This is a genomic window from Streptomyces sp. NPDC048211 (genome assembly GCF_043202315.1).
Classification (GTDB): Bacteria; Actinomycetota; Actinomycetes; order Streptomycetales; family Streptomycetaceae; genus Streptomyces.
Window position 1 is genome coordinate 875,040 of the sequence record NZ_JBIDAD010000002.1, and the last position, 17,247, is coordinate 892,286.

At 71.0% G+C, this 17,247-nt stretch carries 15 protein-coding genes; 8 read left to right on the forward strand and 7 right to left on the reverse strand.

Annotated features, from left to right (window positions below; all coding sequences use genetic code 11):
- Positions 1–64: 64 nt before the first annotated feature.
- Positions 65–658 carry an ABATE domain-containing protein gene (locus ACGFZA_RS10745; RefSeq protein WP_385278106.1) on the forward strand — a complete coding sequence of 198 codons (594 nt, stop codon included), beginning with the start codon at positions 65–67 and terminating at the stop codon, positions 656–658.
- A gap of 275 nt (positions 659–933) precedes the next feature.
- Here ACGFZA_RS10745 and ACGFZA_RS10750 read toward each other — a convergent pair whose 3' ends face one another.
- The 3 genes from ACGFZA_RS10750 to ACGFZA_RS10760 all read right to left on the reverse strand — a co-directional run bounded on the left by ACGFZA_RS10750 (position 934) and on the right by ACGFZA_RS10760 (position 2,978).
- Complete coding sequence (locus ACGFZA_RS10750; RefSeq protein ID WP_385278104.1) at positions 934–1,581, reverse strand: class I SAM-dependent DNA methyltransferase; 648 nt, start codon at positions 1,579–1,581, stop codon at positions 934–936.
- A gap of 29 nt (positions 1,582–1,610) precedes the next feature.
- Positions 1,611–2,366 carry an NAD-dependent deacetylase gene (locus ACGFZA_RS10755; RefSeq protein WP_393678665.1) on the reverse strand — a complete coding sequence of 252 codons (756 nt, stop codon included), beginning with the start codon at positions 2,364–2,366 and terminating at the stop codon, positions 1,611–1,613.
- Positions 2,367–2,486: 120 nt separating this feature from the next.
- The gene (locus ACGFZA_RS10760; protein WP_385278100.1) at positions 2,487–2,978 is read right to left on the reverse strand and encodes an NUDIX domain-containing protein; all 492 of its coding nucleotides are present in this window, start codon (positions 2,976–2,978) and stop codon (positions 2,487–2,489) included.
- 142 nt (positions 2,979–3,120) lie between these two features.
- On the opposite strand from ACGFZA_RS10760, the gene ACGFZA_RS10765 reads away from it, so the two are divergent.
- Positions 3,121–4,236: a glycerate kinase gene (locus ACGFZA_RS10765; protein ID WP_385278287.1), complete on the forward strand. Its 1,116-nt coding sequence runs from the start codon at positions 3,121–3,123 to the stop codon at positions 4,234–4,236.
- A 143-nt stretch (positions 4,237–4,379) separates the two neighbouring features.
- On the opposite strand, the gene ACGFZA_RS10770 is transcribed toward ACGFZA_RS10765, so the two are convergent.
- Positions 4,380–5,105, reverse strand: a complete 726-nt coding sequence (locus tag ACGFZA_RS10770) for a PucR family transcriptional regulator (RefSeq protein ID WP_393678666.1) — start codon at positions 5,103–5,105, stop codon at positions 4,380–4,382.
- Positions 5,106–5,444: 339 nt separating this feature from the next.
- Between ACGFZA_RS10770 and ACGFZA_RS10775 the strand changes: the two genes are divergently transcribed.
- From ACGFZA_RS10775 to ACGFZA_RS10795, 5 genes are read left to right on the forward strand one after another with little or no spacing between them, the layout of a single operon-like run.
- Positions 5,445–6,242 (forward strand): ABC transporter ATP-binding protein, encoded by a 798-nt coding sequence (locus ACGFZA_RS10775; protein ID WP_385278096.1) that lies wholly within the window; start codon positions 5,445–5,447, stop codon positions 6,240–6,242.
- Positions 6,239–7,042: an ABC transporter ATP-binding protein gene (locus ACGFZA_RS10780; RefSeq protein WP_385278094.1), complete on the forward strand. Its 804-nt coding sequence runs from the start codon at positions 6,239–6,241 to the stop codon at positions 7,040–7,042. The genes ACGFZA_RS10775 and ACGFZA_RS10780 overlap by 4 nt, the downstream gene beginning before the upstream one ends.
- A complete protein-coding gene (locus ACGFZA_RS10785; protein ID WP_393678667.1) occupies positions 7,039–7,929 on the forward strand; it encodes a branched-chain amino acid ABC transporter permease in 891 nt (296 codons plus the stop codon). The genes ACGFZA_RS10780 and ACGFZA_RS10785 overlap by 4 nt, the downstream gene beginning before the upstream one ends.
- Positions 7,922–9,043: a branched-chain amino acid ABC transporter permease gene (locus ACGFZA_RS10790; protein WP_385278090.1), complete on the forward strand. Its 1,122-nt coding sequence runs from the start codon at positions 7,922–7,924 to the stop codon at positions 9,041–9,043. Before ACGFZA_RS10785 ends, ACGFZA_RS10790 begins: the two co-directional genes overlap by 8 nt.
- Positions 9,040–10,290, forward strand: a complete 1,251-nt coding sequence (locus ACGFZA_RS10795; protein WP_393678668.1) for an ABC transporter substrate-binding protein — start codon at positions 9,040–9,042, stop codon at positions 10,288–10,290. The genes ACGFZA_RS10790 and ACGFZA_RS10795 overlap by 4 nt, the downstream gene beginning before the upstream one ends.
- A 74-nt stretch (positions 10,291–10,364) precedes the next feature.
- Here the strand turns inward: ACGFZA_RS10795 and ACGFZA_RS10800 are convergent, their stop codons facing one another.
- Entirely contained in the window at positions 10,365–12,737 is a 2,373-nt protein-coding gene (locus ACGFZA_RS10800) for a discoidin domain-containing protein (RefSeq protein ID WP_393678669.1), read from the reverse strand.
- A gap of 464 nt (positions 12,738–13,201) precedes the next feature.
- On the opposite strand from ACGFZA_RS10800, the gene ACGFZA_RS10805 reads away from it, so the two are divergent.
- Positions 13,202–15,538 carry an Orn/Lys/Arg decarboxylase N-terminal domain-containing protein gene (locus tag ACGFZA_RS10805; RefSeq protein WP_393678670.1) on the forward strand — a complete coding sequence of 779 codons (2,337 nt, stop codon included), beginning with the start codon at positions 13,202–13,204 and terminating at the stop codon, positions 15,536–15,538.
- Positions 15,539–15,656: 118 nt separating this feature from the next.
- Here the strand turns inward: ACGFZA_RS10805 and pssA are convergent, their stop codons facing one another.
- A complete protein-coding gene (pssA, locus tag ACGFZA_RS10810; RefSeq protein ID WP_328898482.1) occupies positions 15,657–16,475 on the reverse strand; it encodes a CDP-diacylglycerol--serine O-phosphatidyltransferase in 819 nt (272 codons plus the stop codon).
- Positions 16,476–16,497: 22 nt separating this feature from the next.
- Positions 16,498–17,145 carry a phosphatidylserine decarboxylase gene (locus ACGFZA_RS10815; RefSeq protein ID WP_326656564.1) on the reverse strand — a complete coding sequence of 216 codons (648 nt, stop codon included), beginning with the start codon at positions 17,143–17,145 and terminating at the stop codon, positions 16,498–16,500.
- Positions 17,146–17,247 lie beyond the last annotated feature (102 nt).

Genomic DNA, 17,247 nt, shown 5'->3' on the forward strand with positions numbered 1-17,247 from the left:
CCGATGCATTAGTTCTACGGGGTGGGCCTCTAATGCGTCAAGTGAGTGAGTTAGCATTAGGCGTATGAATGGTCTTGAGCCACTGACCGGCGAGCTGCTTGCCCTGGACCTGCTCAACACGCTGCCGTACACTGCGCAGGGACCTCCGGCCGATCAGCTGGCGGACGCGGCCGGCCTGCTGACCTGGCTGGCTCTGGAGGCGGAGCGGCTGCCGGGAGCCGCGGAGGCCCGCGAAGTGACCCCGGCCGATCTGGCGGCCGTGCATGCGGTCCGGGAGCACGCGGCGCTCGCCGTCGCGGCGGCTCGCCGTGGCACGCGCCCGCCAGAGGCCGCCCTGCGAGGGATCAACGAGGCTCAGCTCGCCGCCCCCGCCGTCCGGCACGCGCAGTGGAACGGCGACGCCGTCGTGGTGACGGCCCGCCGCTCCGGCCCGCTCGGTGTGCGGGTGGCCGCCGCGCTGGCCGAGGCGGTGGCGGAACTGCTGGCGGACCCGGCGCTCGCGCGGATCCGGGAGTGCGAGGCGCAGGACTGCACGATGCTGTTCGTGCCCGCCCACCCCCGCCGCCGCTGGTGCTCGGCCGAGCGCTGCGGCAACCGTGCGCGGGTGGCCCGCTACTACCGGCGCCACAAGGGGGAGGCGCCGGACGGCCAGGGGTAGGGTCTTTCGTTCGGATCGGGCCGGATTCCGAGAGCCCTGCGTGATCAGAACGAGAGGCCCCGGGCCGGCGGCGAACTTCCTGAGGGCTGTCCCGTAATCCCTGGTGGATCAGCGCGCGGCGTCAGATGCGGTGCATCGCAAGGCGGAGGGGCGTCCGCATACTGGATGTATTCGGACGTTCCGACAACGGAGGGGGTCCCCCCGTGCCGTTGAGGCTACGGGGGAGAGGTGCCGTAGCTGTCGTCGTGCGCCCGCCAGGGATTACGGGACAGCCCTTAGGCGGACTTCCGCGCGAGCAGGAACGCCTGCGGGGTGGCCTCCCACCGGTCGGCCGCCCGGACCAGCCTGGCCGTGACCTCGAACCCGGTCCGCGCGAGCAGCTCGGCGAACCGCTCGGGGGAGAACCGGTACACGTCGAGGTCCACGGGATGCCCGTACGCGTGCTCCAGCCGGACCCGCTCGTCGCCCACCTTGAAGGCCAGCAGCAGATGGCCGCCCGGGGCCAGCACGCGGTGGAACTCCGCCACGTACGCGTCCAGTTCCTCCGGCGGCGTATGGACGAGCGAGTACCAGGCGAGAGCCCCGCGCAGCGAGCCGGCCGCCAGGTCCAGGGCGCTCATCGTCCCTACGTCGAACCGCAGGTCCGGGTGGCGCCGACGGGCCTCCGCCACCATGCCGGGGGACAGGTCGACGCCGAACGCCCGCAGCCCGATGTCCCGCAGATACGCCGTCACCCGGCCCGGCCCGCAGCCGAGATCGGCGACCGGCCCGCCGCCGTCGGCCGTCACCTGCTCGGCGAAGGCGCCGAGCATCGCACGGTCCAGCGGTTTGGCCGCCAGCTCGTCGGCGAGCAGGGAGGCGTAGTCGACGGCGACGGTGTCGTACGAGGCCCGCGTGGCGCTGAGCGAGGAAGCGGCAGTCATGCACCGGACCGTACCGGCGCCCACCGACATCAGGTCCCGGCACCCGCCTCCGCGCCCGCACCCGCCTCGTGCGTCAGCCGCTCCAGCAGGGCGGGCAGCGCCGTGCCGATCGGCTCCCGGATCGTCTCCTGCGCCAGCGCGTCGTACGGCGTCGGCTCCGCGTTCATCACGATCAGCCGCGCCCCGTGCTCCGCCGCGATTTCGGCCAGTGAGGCGGCGGGCTGGACCTGGAGGGTCGTGCCCACCGCGATGAACACCTCGCAGCCCTTGGCCACCGCCATCGCGTCGCCCAGCACCACCGGGTCCAGGCGTTCACCGAACATGACCGTGGCCGCCTTGAGGATGCCGCCGCACGTGACGCACGGCGGATCGGGCTCACCGGCCTCGACCCGGGCCAGGGCCTCGGCCATCGTCGAGCGGGCGTGACAGCGCGTGCACACCACCTGGTGTGCGGTGCCGTGCAGTTCGAACACCTTGCGCGCGGGGAGACCGGCCGCCTGGTGCAGCCCGTCGACGTTCTGCGTGATCACCCGGACGGGGACCCCCGACCGCTCCAGGTCCGCCACCGCGCGGTGGGCCGCGTTCGGCCCGGCGTTCCACGCCGCGGTGGTGCGCCGCATCTGCCAGGAGCGGCGGCGGATGTCCGGATCGGCCATGTACAGGTCGTACCGTACGAGCTTCTCGGCCTCCGGGTCCTTGCGCCAGAGGCCGTTCGGGCCGCGGTAGTCGGGGATGCCGGAGTCCGTGGAGATACCGGCGCCGCTGAGGATCGCCACGAGTGTCATGCGGCGAGCGTACGCACCGTCCGGCGCACCTCGCGAGGCGTTATCGGGCGCCGCGCGCGAGGAGACGGGATCGGGCGGCGGTCAGCCGAAGGGGCTGACCGGCGGCCCGCGGCAGGCCCGTCAGCCGACGGGGCTGCCGTCCTCCAATTCCACGGTGCCCGCACCGGACGCCAGCGCGTCCAACGCCGCCCGCACGCGCCCGCGGAGCCCGCCGAGGAGGTAGTCGTCGATCTCCGCGGGCTCGACGAGCTTCCAGGACAGCAGCTCCTCCTCCTGGAGCCGGACCGCCTTCAGCTGTTCCTCGTCGAGCACCCCGCCGTCGTACACATAGGCCACGATCGGCGGCCTCGCGCTGCCGCGGGCCCAGTCGACGGCGAGCAGCCGGCCCGGCTCCAGGTCGAGGCCGATCTCCTCGGCCGACTCGCGCCGCGCCCCCTGGCGCGGGGTCTCGCCCTGCGCCGACTCGATGGTGCCACCGGGCAGCGTCCAGCCCTCGCGGTAGTTCGGTTCGACGAGCAGGACCCGTCCCCGGGCGTCACGGAAGATGCAGGCCGCACCGGCCAGGACCTTCGGGAGACCGGCGATGTACACGGCGTAGTCGTTGGTGGTCACGTCAGAAGCGTAGTGGTGGGGCGCAATACCGGGTCCAGGGCCCGGACACCCATGGTGAGGGAGGGGGTGCTGCGGTTAGGGTCGGGGCGGCGCGACTGCCTGTTCGAAAGCAAAGGGAATCAAGGTGACGGACGGAGCAGTGATGGAGACCGCACGCGTGCTCGTCGCGGCGGACAAGTTCAAGGGCTCGCTCACGGCCGTGCAGGTCGCGGAGCGGGTGACGGCCGGGCTGCGGCGCGTAGCCCCCGGGGTACGGGTCGAGACCCTGCCCGTGGCGGACGGGGGCGACGGCACGGTGGCGGCCGCGGTGGCCGCCGGATTCGAGCGCCGCGAGGCGCGGGTGACCGGGCCGCTCGGCGACCCCGTGACCGCGGCCTACGCGGTGCGCGACACCACCGCGGTGGTCGAGATGGCCGAGGCCTCCGGCCTCCAGCATCTGCCGGCGGGCGTGTTCGCCCCGCTCACGGCCACCACGTACGGCTCCGGTGAGCTGCTGCTCGCCGCCCTCGAAGCGGGCGCGCGGACCATCGTGTTCGGCGTCGGGGGCAGCGCGACCACGGACGGCGGGGCGGGCATGCTGGCCGCGCTCGGCGCACGCTTCCTGGACGCGGACGGCAAGCCCGTCGGCCCCGGCGGTGGTGGGCTCGCCGATCTCGCGACGGCCGACCTGTCCGGGCTCGACGCCCGCCTGGGCGAGGTCGACCTCATCCTCGCGAGCGACGTCGACAACCCGCTCACCGGGCCCAAGGGCGCGCCGGAGGTGTACGGCCGCCAGAAGGGCGCGACCGACGACGACATCGCGGTGCTCGACGCGGCACTCGCCCACTACGCCTCCGTGCTGGGGCCGGACCATGCCCGGCTGCCGGGGGCCGGTGCGGCGGGGGGAATCGGGTACGGGGCCCTCGTCGCGCTCGGTGCGCGGTTCCGGCCCGGGATCGAGGTGATGCTCGACGTCCTCGGCTTCGCGCCGGCGCTGGCCCGGGCGACGCTGGTCGTCACCGGCGAGGGTTCACTGGACGAGCAGACCCTGCACGGCAAGGCCCCGGCGGGCGTCGCAGCGGCGGCCCGCGCGGCGGGCATCGAAGTCGTCGCGGTCTGCGGCCGTCTGGCGCTGACCCCGGAGGCGCTCGGGCGTGCGGGCATCCGCCGCGCGTACGCGCTCACGGAACTGGAGCCGGACCCCGCGGTGTGCATGGCCGAGGCGGGGCCGCTGCTGGAGCGCGCCGCGGAGTCGATCGCACGGGACTTCCTGCGCTGAGATGACGGAGGGCGGGGCCCCCTCCGGGGGGGCTCCGTTCCCGGGCCTTACTCCGGCGCTCCGTTCCCGGACCTCGTTCCCCTACCCAGCTCGGGCTCTCCCTTCCCGGACCGGCGTCCGGACCCGGCTCCCCGACCCGCCCCTCAGTCGGCGGAGGGGCGGAACCCCAGTCGTACCGCGTCCAGCGCCAGCATCAGCTCCACCAGCTCGCGCGGCCGCGACAGCGAGCGTGAGGTCAGCTCCTCCAGTCGCCGCAGACGGTTCAGCACCGTGTTCCGGTGGCAGCACAGCCGTACGGCCGTCCGCCCCACCGAGCCCCCGCACTCCAGCCACGCGTCCAGCGTCGACACCAGCAGGGCCCGGTCGGCCGGGTCGCGGGCCAGGAGCGGGCCGAAGACGTCCGTGGCCAGATGGGCCGCGAGGGCGGGCGCCCCCGCCACCAGCGCCGCGGGGACCCGGCCGTCCAGGCACACGACCCCACCCTCATCGAGGGCGCACGTCCGCAGCGCCGCATCGGCCAGTCTGCGCGCCGTGCCCAGGGCGGACAGCGCGTCCACCACAGGGCTGACCCCTCCCGGGCCGGGGCCCCCGTCCGACAACAGTGCGGCGACGGCCGCCGGATCCGCGTCGCCCAGCGCCACCACCGCGATCTCCCGGTCCGGCCGCGACCGCCAGAGGAACCGCATCCCGCGCGCGTCGCCGGGACGGTTCCCGGCGCACCCGCGCGCCGGAACCACCGCCACCGCGTACCGGCCACGCTCCGGGAGCCCGAGCACCGCCCCGGTGAGCGCCGCGAGGCCCGGCCCCGTCTCGTCCTCCAGCAGCGCGTCGAGCAGCGCCCACCCCCGCTCGTCCCCGCGCTGCCGCATGCCCGCTCCGTCCTCCGCACGCCCCCGGGGGGCCGCTTCCACGCCTCGGTCCTCACCGGACCGCCGACGTGAGGATGGCACCGGTCCCGGCCGGGGGCGACAGCGCACACCCCGCCTCTGTGCGCGTGCACAACCGGGGGTCTTCCGCACGGGGCACCCGCAGCGTTTCGGCCGGTGACCGTGGACGCGCGGCCCGCCCGCTGCTGATCTGTGGCCCCAGGAAGGCACAGGGCAGGCACAGGCAGCACAGGCGGACACCGCCGGTCACGGCCCGGCCTGAGCCCTGCGCACCACGAATCGACGCGTCGATTCCAAGACAAGGCGGAAGGAGGAGGACGCATGGCAACGCTCGAGATCCGTGCACTGTCCGTGGGCTACGGCCCGGTACGGTCCCTGCGCGACGTCTCCCTCGATGTGCCGGCCGGCGTGATCACCGCCGTACTCGGCGGCAACGGGGCCGGAAAGACCACGCTGTTGCGGGCCATCTCGCGGACCCTCGGCTTCCACCGCGGGACGGCCACGGGCACCGTCCACTTCGACGGCCGCCCCCTGGACGGGCTGCGCCCCGCCCAGGTGGTGGCCGCCGGAGTGGTTCAGGTGCCCGAAGGACGACAGGTGTTCGCCCGGATGACGGTGGCCGACAATCTGCGGGCGGGCGCCCTCGGGGCACCCGGCGGCCGCAAGGCCTCGGCGGGCGCGCTGACCCGCGTACACGAGCTGTTCCCGGTACTGGCCCAGCGCGCGCACCAGCGCGCCGGGCTGCTGTCGGGCGGCGAGCAGCAGATGCTCGCGATGGGCCGGGCCCTGATGGCCCGGCCGCGGCTGCTGCTGCTCGACGAACCCTCGCTCGGGCTCGCCCCGTTGATGGCGCAGCGCATCGCCGAGACGGTGCAGGAGATCAACGCGTCGGGCACCTCCGTCCTGCTCGTCGAGCAGAACGCCGCGATCGCCCTGCGGCTCGCCGCCACGGCCTACGTACTGGAGGTCGGCGAAGTCACCCTTCAGGGGCCGGCCGACGAACTCGCCGCCTCCGACGAGGTGCGCCGCCGCTACCTGGGCGTCGTCGACGAGACGGCCGCCGAGGACGCGGACCGGGCAGCCGGTTCCGTACGCAGCCTGAGCAGGTGGTCCGCATGACGACGGCCCAGGAGATCACTCCGGTCACGACCGCCCCGGCCGCACTCGCCGTCCGCGACGTCACCGTCCGCTTCGCCGGACTCACCGCACTCGACGGCATCTCCTTCACCGTGGAGCCGGGCAGCGTGCACGCCGTCATCGGCCCCAACGGGGCGGGGAAGTCAACCACCTTCAACGTGCTGTCCGGGGTGTACCGGGCGACGTCCGGCACCGTCCACCTCGGTACGACGGAACTCACCGGACTCGCCCCCCACCGGATCGCCCGGCTCGGGGTCGCCCGTACCTTCCAGAACCTCGCCCTGCCCCCGCACGCCACCGTCACCGACAGCCTCCTCCTCGGCCGCCACCGGCTCACCCGCGCCGGGTTCCTCGCCAGCGGACTGCGCCTGCCGTCCGCCACGCGCGAGGCACGCCGCCATCTGGAACGGGTCCGCGAGATCGCCGAATTCATCGGTCTGGAGAAGGAACTGGACCGGCCCGCCGGTGCGCTCCCGTACGGACAGCAGAAGCTCGTCGAGCTCGGCCGCGCGCTGTGCATGGAGCCGCAGGTCCTCCTCCTGGACGAACCCGTCGCCGGGATGACCGCCGACGAACGGCGGCGCACCGCGGCGGTCGTGGCCGGAGTCCGCCGGAGCCTCGGCATCTCGATCGTGCTCGTCGAGCACGACATGGGCGTGGTGATGAAGCTCGCGGACGCCGTGACCGTACTCGACTTCGGACGCAGGATCGCGGGCGGCACCCCGGCCGAGGTCCAGAACGATCCGGCCGTCGTCCAGGCCTACTTGGGGGCACAGGAATGACCACCTTCATCGAACTCCTCCTCGGCGGCCTCTCCATCGGCTCGGTCTACGCACTCATCGCGCTCGGCTTCGTCGTCATCTTCAAGGCCACCGAGGTCGTCAACTTCGCCCACGCCTCCCTGCTTCTCGCGGGCGGCTACGTGACCGCCGTGCTCCACGACGACATCGGCTTCTGGCCCGCGCTCGCCGTCGGCATCGCGGGAGCCGCCGTCGTCGGAGCGGCCGTCGAGTTCCTGGTGATGCGCCGCTACCGGGGCAGTGACCACAGCGTTCTGGCGATCGTCACCATCGGGGTCGACATCCTCCTGACCACCGAACTCACCCGGCGCATGGGCACGGACGTGCTCGCCCTCGGCGACCCGTGGGGCGACGGCGTCGTCACCATCGGCGGCGTCACCCTCGCCGAGACCCGGATCGCCGCGTTCCTCGCCGCCGGCCTGCTCATCACCGTGTTCCTGCTCGCCTTCCGTTTCACCTCCTGGGGCGTGTCGATGCGGGCCGCCGCCGAGAACCCGCAGACCGCCGCCCTGATGGGGATCAGACTCGGCCGGGTCTCACTCGCCGCCTGGGCGGTGGCCGGAGCGCTTGCCGCGGTCGCCGCGCTGTTCCTCACCGTCTTCCCCACACCCGGCCTGGAACGGGCCACCTCACTGGCCGCGCTCAAGGCCTTCCCCGCCGCCATCCTCGGCGGACTCGACTCGACGACCGGGGCCCTCGCCGGGGGACTGATCGTCGGCGTCACCGAATCGCTCGCCACCGGCTACCAGAGCGACCTCTCCTTCCTGGGCCGCGGCATCGGCGACCTCGCCCCCTACCTGGTGATGGTGCTCGTGCTGCTCCTGCGGCCCGCGGGACTCTTCGGTACGAAGGAGCTCGCCCGTGTCTGACACCACGACCACCGAGACCGCCGCGGGTGCCCGGCCCACCGCTCCGGGCACCCTCCTCGCCGCCCGGCTGCGCCACCCGCGTACCTACCTCTGGGCCATCGGCTCGGTCCTGCTGCTCGTGTTCCCGTTCTACCTGGACCGCTTCTGGCTGCAGGCCGGACTCTTCGCGATGGCCGCGGCCATCGGCGCCATCGGGCTCAACCTCCTCACCGGCGCCACCGGGCAGCTCTCCATGGGCCACGCCTTCTTCCTCGCGGTGGGCGCGTACGGCTACTGCGTACTCGCGGGGGAGAGCAGCACGGAGAACGGGCACGAGCTGTCCGGACTCGGCCTGCCCAGCTGGCTCGCCGCCGTGCTCGCCGTCCTCCTCGCGGGAGCCGCCGGCGGACTGTTCAGCCCCATCGCCAGCCGGCTTCGCGGGGCCTACCTGGGCATCGCGACCCTGGCGCTGATCTTCATCGGCCAGCATGTGCTGTTCAACGCGGGCTCCCTCACCGGCGGCTTCAATGGCCGTGCCGTACCGCCCCTCTCGCTCTTCGGCTTCGACTTCGACGACACCGAGGTCATGGTGGCCGCGGTGCCGTTCCAGTCCTCGGAGAAGCTCTGGTACGCGGCGCTGCTCGCCCTGCTCCTGAGCGGCCTCTTCGCCCGCGGAGTACTGCGCGGCCGGCCGGGGCGGGCGCTCAACGCCATCCGTGACCACCGCATCGCGGCCGGTGTGATGGGCGTGCCCGTGGCCCGCTACCGGGCGGGAGTCTTCGTCCTGTCCTCGATGTACGCCGGCCTGGCCGGAGTGCTGCTCGCGCTGGTCTTCCAGCGGACCGTTCCCGAGTACTTCGGCATGGTCCTGTCCCTCGAATACCTCGCCATGATCGTCATCGGCGGGCTCGGCACCGTGGCGGGAGCGGTCGTCGGGGCCGCGTTCGTCTCGCTGCTGCCGCAGCTGCTCACCCACTACAGCGATTCCCTGCCCCTGGTCTCCGCCCCCGGCACGGGCGGTCTCGCTCCGGGCGAGGCGTCGCGCTATCTGTACGGCGCCGCGGTGGTCGCGGCTGTTCTGTTCCTGCCCGGCGGCCTGACACGTCTGACGAAGAACTCGGGAGAGAAGAAATGAAACTGCGTGTGCTCGGGGCCGTGTGCGCGGCCCTCACCCTCACCCTCGTGGGCTGCAGCGAGAAGGCCAAGTCCTCCGACGAGGGAGCCCAGGACAAGAGCGGTGTGAAGACCGGCGAGGGCGTCACGGACTCGACGATCTCGCTGGGTGCGCTCACCGACATGACCGGGGTCTACGCCTCGCTCGGCAAGAGTGTCACCCAGGCCCAGCAGCTCTGGGTCAAGCAGACCAACGCCGCGGGCGGCATCTGCGAGCGCAAGGTCGAACTGACCGTGCGCGACCACGGCTACGACCCGCAGAAGGCCATCGCCGGATACACCGAGCTGGAGCCGAAGGTGCTGGGCTTCGTCCAGTTCATCGGTTCGCCGTTCGTGGCGGCGGTCGAGCAGCGCATCGACGGCCAGGACAAGGGACTCGTCCTGCCGCAGGCCTGGTCGGCGAATCTGCTCGGCAGCAAGTACGTCCGGGTCATCGGAGCCACGTACGACGTCGAGACGATCAACGCGATCGACTACCTGCTCGCCGAGAAGCGCATCGCCAAGGGCGACAAGATCGGCCATGTCTACTTCGAGGGCGACTACGGCGAGAACGCCCTGGCCGGCTCGAAGTACGCGGCGAAGGAGGCGGGACTCACCGTCGTCGAGCAGAAGATCAAGCCCACCGACAACGACATGACCGCCCAGGTCGCCGCACTCAAGCAGGCCGGCGTCAAGGCCGTCGTCGTCAGCGCGGGCCCCCGTCAGGCGGCCTCGCTGGTCGGTGTCGCCGCCGCCACCGGCTTCAAGGTCCCGGTCGTCGGCAACAACTCGGCGTTCGCGCCCCAGCTGCTGAAGACCCAGGCGGGGCCGGCCCTGGCGAAGGACTACTACGTCGCCGCGTCCACCCTGCCGATCGGCGACGCCGGCGCCGGTCCGGCGAAGCTCGCCAAGGCGTACGGCGCCGCGTACCCGAAGGACGGCCTCGACAACGGCGTCATCGCGGGATACAACGCGGCGAGCCTGTTCGGCGAGGCGCTGAAGAAGGCCTGCGCCTCCAAGGACCTCACCCGTGAGGGCATTGACAAGGCCCTGCTGACCATCAAGGACTTCGGCAGCGACTTCGGGATGCCGCACGACTTCTCCGACCCGGCGGCACCCTCCACCCGGGAGAGCGTGATCATGAAGCCGGATGCCGCCACCCCCGGCGGCCTCAAGGTCGTCAGGCCCGCGCAGGCGGCCCCGGCGGCGAAGTCCTACACGCTGAAGTAGCACGGGTCCCACGACGGCGGCCGCCGTACGGCACGCGTGATGCGTGCCGTACGGCGGCCGTGTGCGTGACGCGGTCAGCTGGTGTAGGCCTCCAGTTCGGAGAGCTGTGCGGCGGGCCAGCCGGTGTTGCCGGTGAACGTCAGCCGCAGATATCGGGCCGATGTGCCGGGCAGGGTGACGGTCGCCTGGTTGCCGCTCGATGGGTTGAAGGTGTAACCCGCCGATGCCTTGAGCGAGTTGAACGTGTTGTTGTCGTTGCTGCCCGACACGCTCAGCGTCTGCGTGCGGGTGGACCAGGCTGCCGCCGGCGGCAGCTTCAGGACCAGGCGCTTGACGGCCTTGGCCGCGCCGAGGTCCACGGTGATGGTCTGGGGGAAGGCGTGGTTGGTGCTCTCCCAGTAGGTGTTCGCGTTGCCGTCCACGGCGTTGGACGCGCCGTACACGTCCGCGTGGCCGGATTCGGCGACCGGGTGGCCCTGGGCGAGATTGCCCGTCTCGGCGGGCGGATCCGTGGGCGGGTCGGTCGGGTCGGTCGGCGGGTCGGTGGGCGGGTCAGTCGGACCGGTGCCGCCGCCCGGCACTCCTCCGTTGGTCCACACCGGGTCCGGCCAGTTGCCGGTGCAGGCCGGCGGATCGGCGTACCAGCCAGAGTTCCCGCTGCCCCGGGTGATCTGGAAGCCGCTGCCCACGCAGTTGTGGATGGGGTTGGACTGCGCGATGTGCGTGGCCACGACGTTGGTGAAGGTGGCCGTGCCCGGCGACTGGATCTGGAGGGCGTAGGTGCCGGCGCCGTCGATCTTGATGTTGTTGAAGTGCAGCCCGTTCGACGCGCCCTCGATGAGGTGGATCGCGGCGTAGGAGCTGTCCAGCACCTCGGTGTCGGAGATGTTGACGGTGGCGTTGATCGGTTCGTTGAGTCCGCTGAACCAGATCGCGCCGACGCCGAAGCGCCAGTTGTAGTCGTTGTTGCCGGTACGGATGAGCGTGTTGCGCGCTGCCGTGATCGTGCCGGAAACGGCTGTGCCCTGGCCGGAGTTGACTCCGGGATAGCGGTTGGCGATGTGCAGCCCGCCGCCGTTGGTGATGGTGTCCGACATGACGTTGTCGGAGATGGTGATGTCCTTGCCGCCGTACGTGACGATGTTGTTGGCCAGGATCGGCAGGATCACGGTGTTGAACGTGAACTTGTTCTTCACGTTCGGGACGTTCTCCGCCCACATCGCCAGACCGTCGTCACCGGAGTTGCGGACGAAGGTGTTGGTGACCGTGGAGTTGGTGACGCCGTAGTGGAAGTTCACGCCGTCGGCGGTCTGGTCCAGGATGCGGCTGTTCTTGATGGTGAAGTTGTCCATCGGACCGTCCATCCAGGCACCGCACTTGGTGTGCTGCATCCAGACGTTGTCGACGGTCGAGTTCGACAGGGCGCCGCCGATGGCGTTGACCTGGTCGTTGTCCTCGCGCTCCCGGATGTCGCCGATGATCGCGAAGTCCTTGAGCGTGACGTTGCTGCTGCCGCCCTGCGCGGCGTACTTCCCGTAGACGCCGACGGCCTTGCTCCGGTTCGACGGGTCACGGCCGGTCAGCACCGAGTACCAGGGCCCTGCTCCGCGCAGCGTCACCTTGTCCACGACGATGTGGTCGCGGACCTGGAAGGTGCCCTGCGGGATGTACACCTCCTTGCCCTGCGCCTTGCCCGCGTCGACGGCCGCCTGGATCTTGGCGGTCGAGTCGGCGGCCCCGGTCGGGTCGGCACCGAAGTCGGCGACGACGTCGAGGGCGCCCGAGGGCTTGGCGGTCGGCGCGGCCACCTGCTCGAAGTCCGCCAGGTCGATGGTGAACGACGGTGAGGCGGCGGTGGACGAGACCTGCAGCCGGACCTTCGTACCGGCCGCGAGGGTCGACCCGAACATGGTCCGGGCCTCGTCGTAGAAGTGGTGCGGGTTGGTGTCGCCCGGGTTGTTGTTGAACGGGTAACCGCCGTAGTACCAGCCGTACTTGGAGGTGACGGGCACCGCCTTCGGCGAGGCGCCGTTCACCCGCACGTCGATCGAGGCGTCCCGGCCCGATCCCGCGGCGTTGTCCGGCAGCGAGTAGCGGAAGGACATGGCGTTCGCGGGCGACGTGAGGGTGAACTCCACGTACTCGCCGACGGAGTCCAGCGTCACGGCCTGCCGGCCGGACGCCTCCGAGGGCAGCGTGCCGTAGAGGCGGTTGGGGCCGATCAGCGCGCCGTTGGTGGCGGCGTACTCGGCTTCCTGCTCCTTGAACGGGACGGTCGCACCGCGACCGGGGACCGCCAGGGGGGAGGGGGCGGGGACCCCCGCCGCCTGGGCGGGCGGAGCGCTGGACAGGACCGCGGCGGCGGTGACGCCGAACGCGGCGAGTGCCAGCGAGAGAGAGGCGGACAGGGATCGTCTGAGCAATGGGCGTCGGGATGGTGGGGTCACGTGACAGTCGTCCTTGCGGCTCGTGGGGGCTCTGCGGACGCCCACAGGCTAGGAGCAGCGACGCAAGGAAGTCCACGCTGGTGCGCAAAATTCTGCTTCAACTACTCAAAAATGAGACTCAAACCTGTGAGGAATGAGTGCTCTGAGGGGATTGGCTACGCTTGGTCGCCCAGCGGTGAGGCCGGGGGCGCGCCCACGGCGATGCCTCGACGGGGCTGTGGGGCGGCTGCTGATTCCGTGAGACGTGCGGTGGAGTGCTCCGCCGAGCCCTCGTTCGGTGCGCAAAATATTCGCACCCGATCGGAAGAACACGGCGTGGAGGGGTGCCCTTGCGGCGGTGCGGTGCGGAAGCCCGTTCAGGTGGTTTCGCTTCTCATTCCCTACGCCGCTTGGCGAGTCAGTGCTTTTCTTGGGTCCGGCGCACTGGAATCGGTGCTTCATCGGTTCGCGGAGTGGGGTTTCGCATGTCCAGCGGTCTTATTATGTTCGCGGTCCCCGAGCGCAAGGAAGGGGAAAGCGCCAGAGCCGGACAACTGCGCCGGATCGAGCGTGTGCTCGTGGACCGCGGATTCGAGGTGCGCAGAGCGTTGACCGCGCGCGACGCCCTGGCGGTACTGCGGACCGAAGCCGGAATGGTCGCGGCCGTCGTGGACTGGGGCCTTCCGAAGACGGATACGGACGGCGCCGAGTGCGGAGGCGCCGATGTCCTGCACCAGGCCGATGGGCGCTTTCGGAATCTTCCGGTCTTCCTCGTCACGGACGGCGACGACCTCCAGCATCTGCCGCTGTGGGTGGCCGAGTCCGTCGTCGGCTATATCTGGCCTTTGGAGGATACCGCCCCCTTCATCGCGGGACGGATCGTAGCCGCGTCCCGTGCTTATCAGGAGGGCCTTCTGCCGCCCTTCTTCAAGGCGCTGCGCCGATTCGACGACGCCCACGAATATTCCTGGCACACCCCGGCTCACGCGGGGGGAGTCGGCTTTCTCAAGTCACCGGTGGGCCGGGCCTTCCACGACTATTTCGGGGAACGGATTCTGCGCAGTGATCTGTCGATCTCGGTGGAGGAACTCGGCTCGCTCTTCGAACACACCGGCGCGGTCGGCGATGCGGAGGCGAATGCCGCCCGGATCTTCGGCGCCGACCGCACGTATTTCGTTCTGCACGGCGATTCGACCTGTGACCGCATGGTCGGGCATTTCAGCGTCACCCGTGACGAGATCGCTCTGGTGGACCGCAACTGCCACAAGTCGGTCCTGCACGGTCTCGTCCTCTCGGGCGCGCGGCCGGTGTACTTGATCCCCACCCGGAACGGATACGGACTCGCGGGGCCGCTGCCGCCGGCCGGGATCGAGGCGACGGCGATCGCCTCCACCATCGCCGCGAACCCGCTGACCCGGGGCGCGGTCTCCGCCGAGGCACAGTACGCGGTGCTCACCAACTCCACGTACGACGGACTGTGCTACCAGTCGGTCCAGGTCGCGCGGGCCCTCGCACCCAGCACCCCGCGGCTCCACTTCGACGAAGCATGGTTCGCCTACGCCCGCTTCCACCCCCTCTACGCGGGGCGCTACGGCATGGCGGTGGACGCGGAGAGCTTTCCGGAGCCGGAGCGGCCGACCGTCTTCGCCACCCAGTCGACGCACAAGCTGCTCTCGGCCATGTCGCAGAGCGCCATGGTGCACGTCAGGTCGGCCCCGCGGGCCCCGGTCGAGCACGAGCGGTTCAACGAGGCGTTCATGATGCACGGCACCACCTCGCCGCTGTACCCGATGATCGCCTCACTCGACGTGGCCGCCGCGATGATGGACGGGCCACAGGGCACGTGGCTGATCGACGAAGCGGTGACGGAGGCCGTCCGCTTCCGCCAGACGATGGTGCGCACGGCACAGCGGATCGCGCAGGCCGGTGACCGGCCCGAATGGTTCTTCGGCGTCTGGCAGCCCGAGACTGTCACCGATCCCGTCACCGGCGAGCGGGTGCCCTTCGCCGACGCCCCGCCGGCCCTGCTCGGCACGCACCCGTCGTGCTGGGAGCTGGAGCCGGGCGCCGACTGGCACGGCTTCGACGGCCTCTCCCGGGGGTACTGTCTGCTCGACCCGGTCAAGGTGACCCTGACCTGCCCCGGTATCGACGCGAGAGGGCGCATGGCGGAGTGGGGTGTCCCCGCTCGCGTACTCACCGCCTATCTGGCCACCAGGAACATCGTGGTGGAGAAGACGGACAGCTACACCACGCTGATCCTCTTCTCGATGGGGATCACCAAGGGCAAGTGGGGCACCCTCATGGACGCCCTGATGGATTTCAAGACGCTCTACGACCAGAACGTCCCACTGGCGGACCTGCTGCCCGCACTGGTGGCGGAGCACCCGGGCCGCTACGCGGGCAGCAGCCTGCGGGACCTGTGCCGGCAGATGCACGACCATCTGCGGCAGGGGCGTCTGGTGGAGTTGCTCGACACCGCGTTCCAGAAGCTCCCCGTGCCCGTCGTACCGCCCCAGCACTGCTACGAACGACTCATCCGCAGGGGCACCGAGCGGGTGCCCCTGCGGGAGGCCGCCGACCGTGTGGCCGCGGCCATGGTCACCGTGACGCCGCCGGGCATTCCCGTCCTCATGCCCGGTGAGAGCACCGGCGGTCCGGACGGACCGCTGCTGGGCTACCTGACCGCGCTCGAATCGTTCGACCGTTCGTTCCCCGGATTCCGTAGCGAGACGCACGGCGTCACACGCGACCCGGAGACCGGCGACTACCTGATCGAATGCGTCCGGACCGACAGCCCTCAGGCGCGGTCGCACGAGTGAGACGCCGCCGCGCCGCCCGGCTCCGAGACGTACGGGGTCCCTCTCCGGCCCGGACGCCCCCCATGCAAGAGGGCCCGGATGCTGGGGAGCATCCGGGCCCTCTCGCATGACGTGCGGACTACGGCAGCTGAGCCGCCCGTGCCTCGCGCCGGTTGTCGCGGAAGGTGTTCACCCGGCGAGCGGTCGCGAAGAGCGGGATGACCGCTCCCAGGACCACCTGGAGCGCGCAGCCGGTCTGCAGCAGCAGCTGCCCACCGGGAGCGTCGAACGCCCATGCGGCGAGGAGCCCCATGGCGGCCACGATCCAGCCGAGCATCGCCACCGCGAGGACACCTCGCGGCTTCGGGTACTCGACCCGGCTCACCATCAGCCACGCCACTCCGACGATCGCGAGCAGCGTCGGCACGAAGGGCAGCTCCAGGAGCACGATCGAAATGACCGTGAGCGCTCCGAAGGGGCTCGGCATGCCCTGGAACATGCCGTCCTTCAAGGTCACGCAGGAGAATCTCGCCAGCCTGAGCACCACCGCCAGCAGCACCACGATCGCCGCGAGCGCCGAGACCCGCTGGTGCGCGTCGTCCGCGACCATGCCGTACACGAGGACGAAGTACGCCGGGGCGAGCCCGAAGCTGACCAGGTCCGACAGGTTGTCCAGCTCCGCACCCATCGGCGACGAACGCAGCTTGCGGGCCACGAGTCCGTCGAACAGGTCGAAGATGGCGGCCATGAGCATGAGGATCACGGCGGTGGCCGCGGAGTGCCGCGCCATGCCGCTCTCGTCGCTGCCCGTGAGGTGCGGGATGAGGATCCCGGTGGTGGTGAAGTACACCGCCATGAATCCGCACGTGGCGTTACCGAGAGTGAGGGTGTCCGCTATCGACAGCCGCATGGAGAGCGGCATGTCCTCGGCGTCGTCCTCGGCCTCGGCCTCCGGCACCCAGCCGGCCTGTGTATCAGGATCAATCACGGTCAATTCGAGTCACCCCCGCGGTGGTGGCCTGGCCGACCTCGACCGCGACATCGATACCTTCCGGAAGGTAGATGTCGACCCGGGAGCCGAAGCGGATCAGGCCGATGCGCTCGCCCTGCTCCACCTTCGTGCCCTGCGGGATGTAGGGGACGATGCGGCGGGCGACCGCACCCGCGATCTGCACCATCTCGATGTCGCCGAGCTCGGTGTCGAAGTGCCAGACAACGCGCTCGTTGTTCTCGCTCTCCTTGTTGAACGCGGGGACGAACCCACCGGGGATGTGCTCGACCGACGTCACCGTGCCGGCCAGCGGCGCGCGGTTGACGTGGACGTTCAGCGGGCTCATGAAGATCGCGACGCGGGTACGTCCGTCCTTCCACGGCATGATGCTCTGCACCACGCCGTCGGCCGGTGAGATGACGCGACCCTGGGTGATCTCGCGCTCCGGGTCGCGGAAGAACCACAGCATGCCCGCCGCGAGCGCGGTGGTGGGCACGGCCACGGCCGCCCAGCGACCGGACCTGCGGGCCCGGGTCAGGCTGAGTGCGGCGGTGGCGACGGTCGGCAGGAGCCACGGCGAAGCTCCGCGTGCAAGGCGGACCCCGCCGCGTGGTGCGGAGGTATGGCTGTCGGGCATGGATGACCTTCGTAGCGGATGAGGCCGCGCTGGCAACGGGGGACGGCGGCTTTCCGGCGATGTTATCGGTTGCGGACCGCAACTGGGCAAGCCAGCAGCCGA

What these genes read in the sequence shown, in the direction of transcription:
- ACGFZA_RS10745 (WP_385278106.1), top strand. Translation starts at nt 65, where the DNA reads ATGAATGGTCTTGAGCCACTGACCGGCGAGCTGCTTGCCCTGGACCTG.
- ACGFZA_RS10750 (WP_385278104.1), bottom strand. Translation starts at nt 1,581, where the DNA reads ATGACTGCCGCTTCCTCGCTCAGCGCCACGCGGGCCTCGTACGACACC.
- ACGFZA_RS10755 (WP_393678665.1), bottom strand. Translation starts at nt 2,366, where the DNA reads ATGACACTCGTGGCGATCCTCAGCGGCGCCGGTATCTCCACGGACTCC.
- ACGFZA_RS10765 (WP_385278287.1), top strand. Translation starts at nt 3,121, where the DNA reads ATGGAGACCGCACGCGTGCTCGTCGCGGCGGACAAGTTCAAGGGCTCG.
- ACGFZA_RS10770 (WP_393678666.1), bottom strand. Translation starts at nt 5,105, where the DNA reads ATGCGGCAGCGCGGGGACGAGCGGGGGTGGGCGCTGCTCGACGCGCTG.
- ACGFZA_RS10775 (WP_385278096.1), top strand. Translation starts at nt 5,445, where the DNA reads ATGGCAACGCTCGAGATCCGTGCACTGTCCGTGGGCTACGGCCCGGTA.
- ACGFZA_RS10780 (WP_385278094.1), top strand. Translation starts at nt 6,239, where the DNA reads ATGACGACGGCCCAGGAGATCACTCCGGTCACGACCGCCCCGGCCGCA.
- ACGFZA_RS10785 (WP_393678667.1), top strand. Translation starts at nt 7,039, where the DNA reads ATGACCACCTTCATCGAACTCCTCCTCGGCGGCCTCTCCATCGGCTCG.
- ACGFZA_RS10795 (WP_393678668.1), top strand. Translation starts at nt 9,040, where the DNA reads ATGAAACTGCGTGTGCTCGGGGCCGTGTGCGCGGCCCTCACCCTCACC.
- ACGFZA_RS10805 (WP_393678670.1), top strand. Translation starts at nt 13,202, where the DNA reads ATGTCCAGCGGTCTTATTATGTTCGCGGTCCCCGAGCGCAAGGAAGGG.
- ACGFZA_RS10815 (WP_326656564.1), bottom strand. Translation starts at nt 17,145, where the DNA reads ATGCCCGACAGCCATACCTCCGCACCACGCGGCGGGGTCCGCCTTGCA.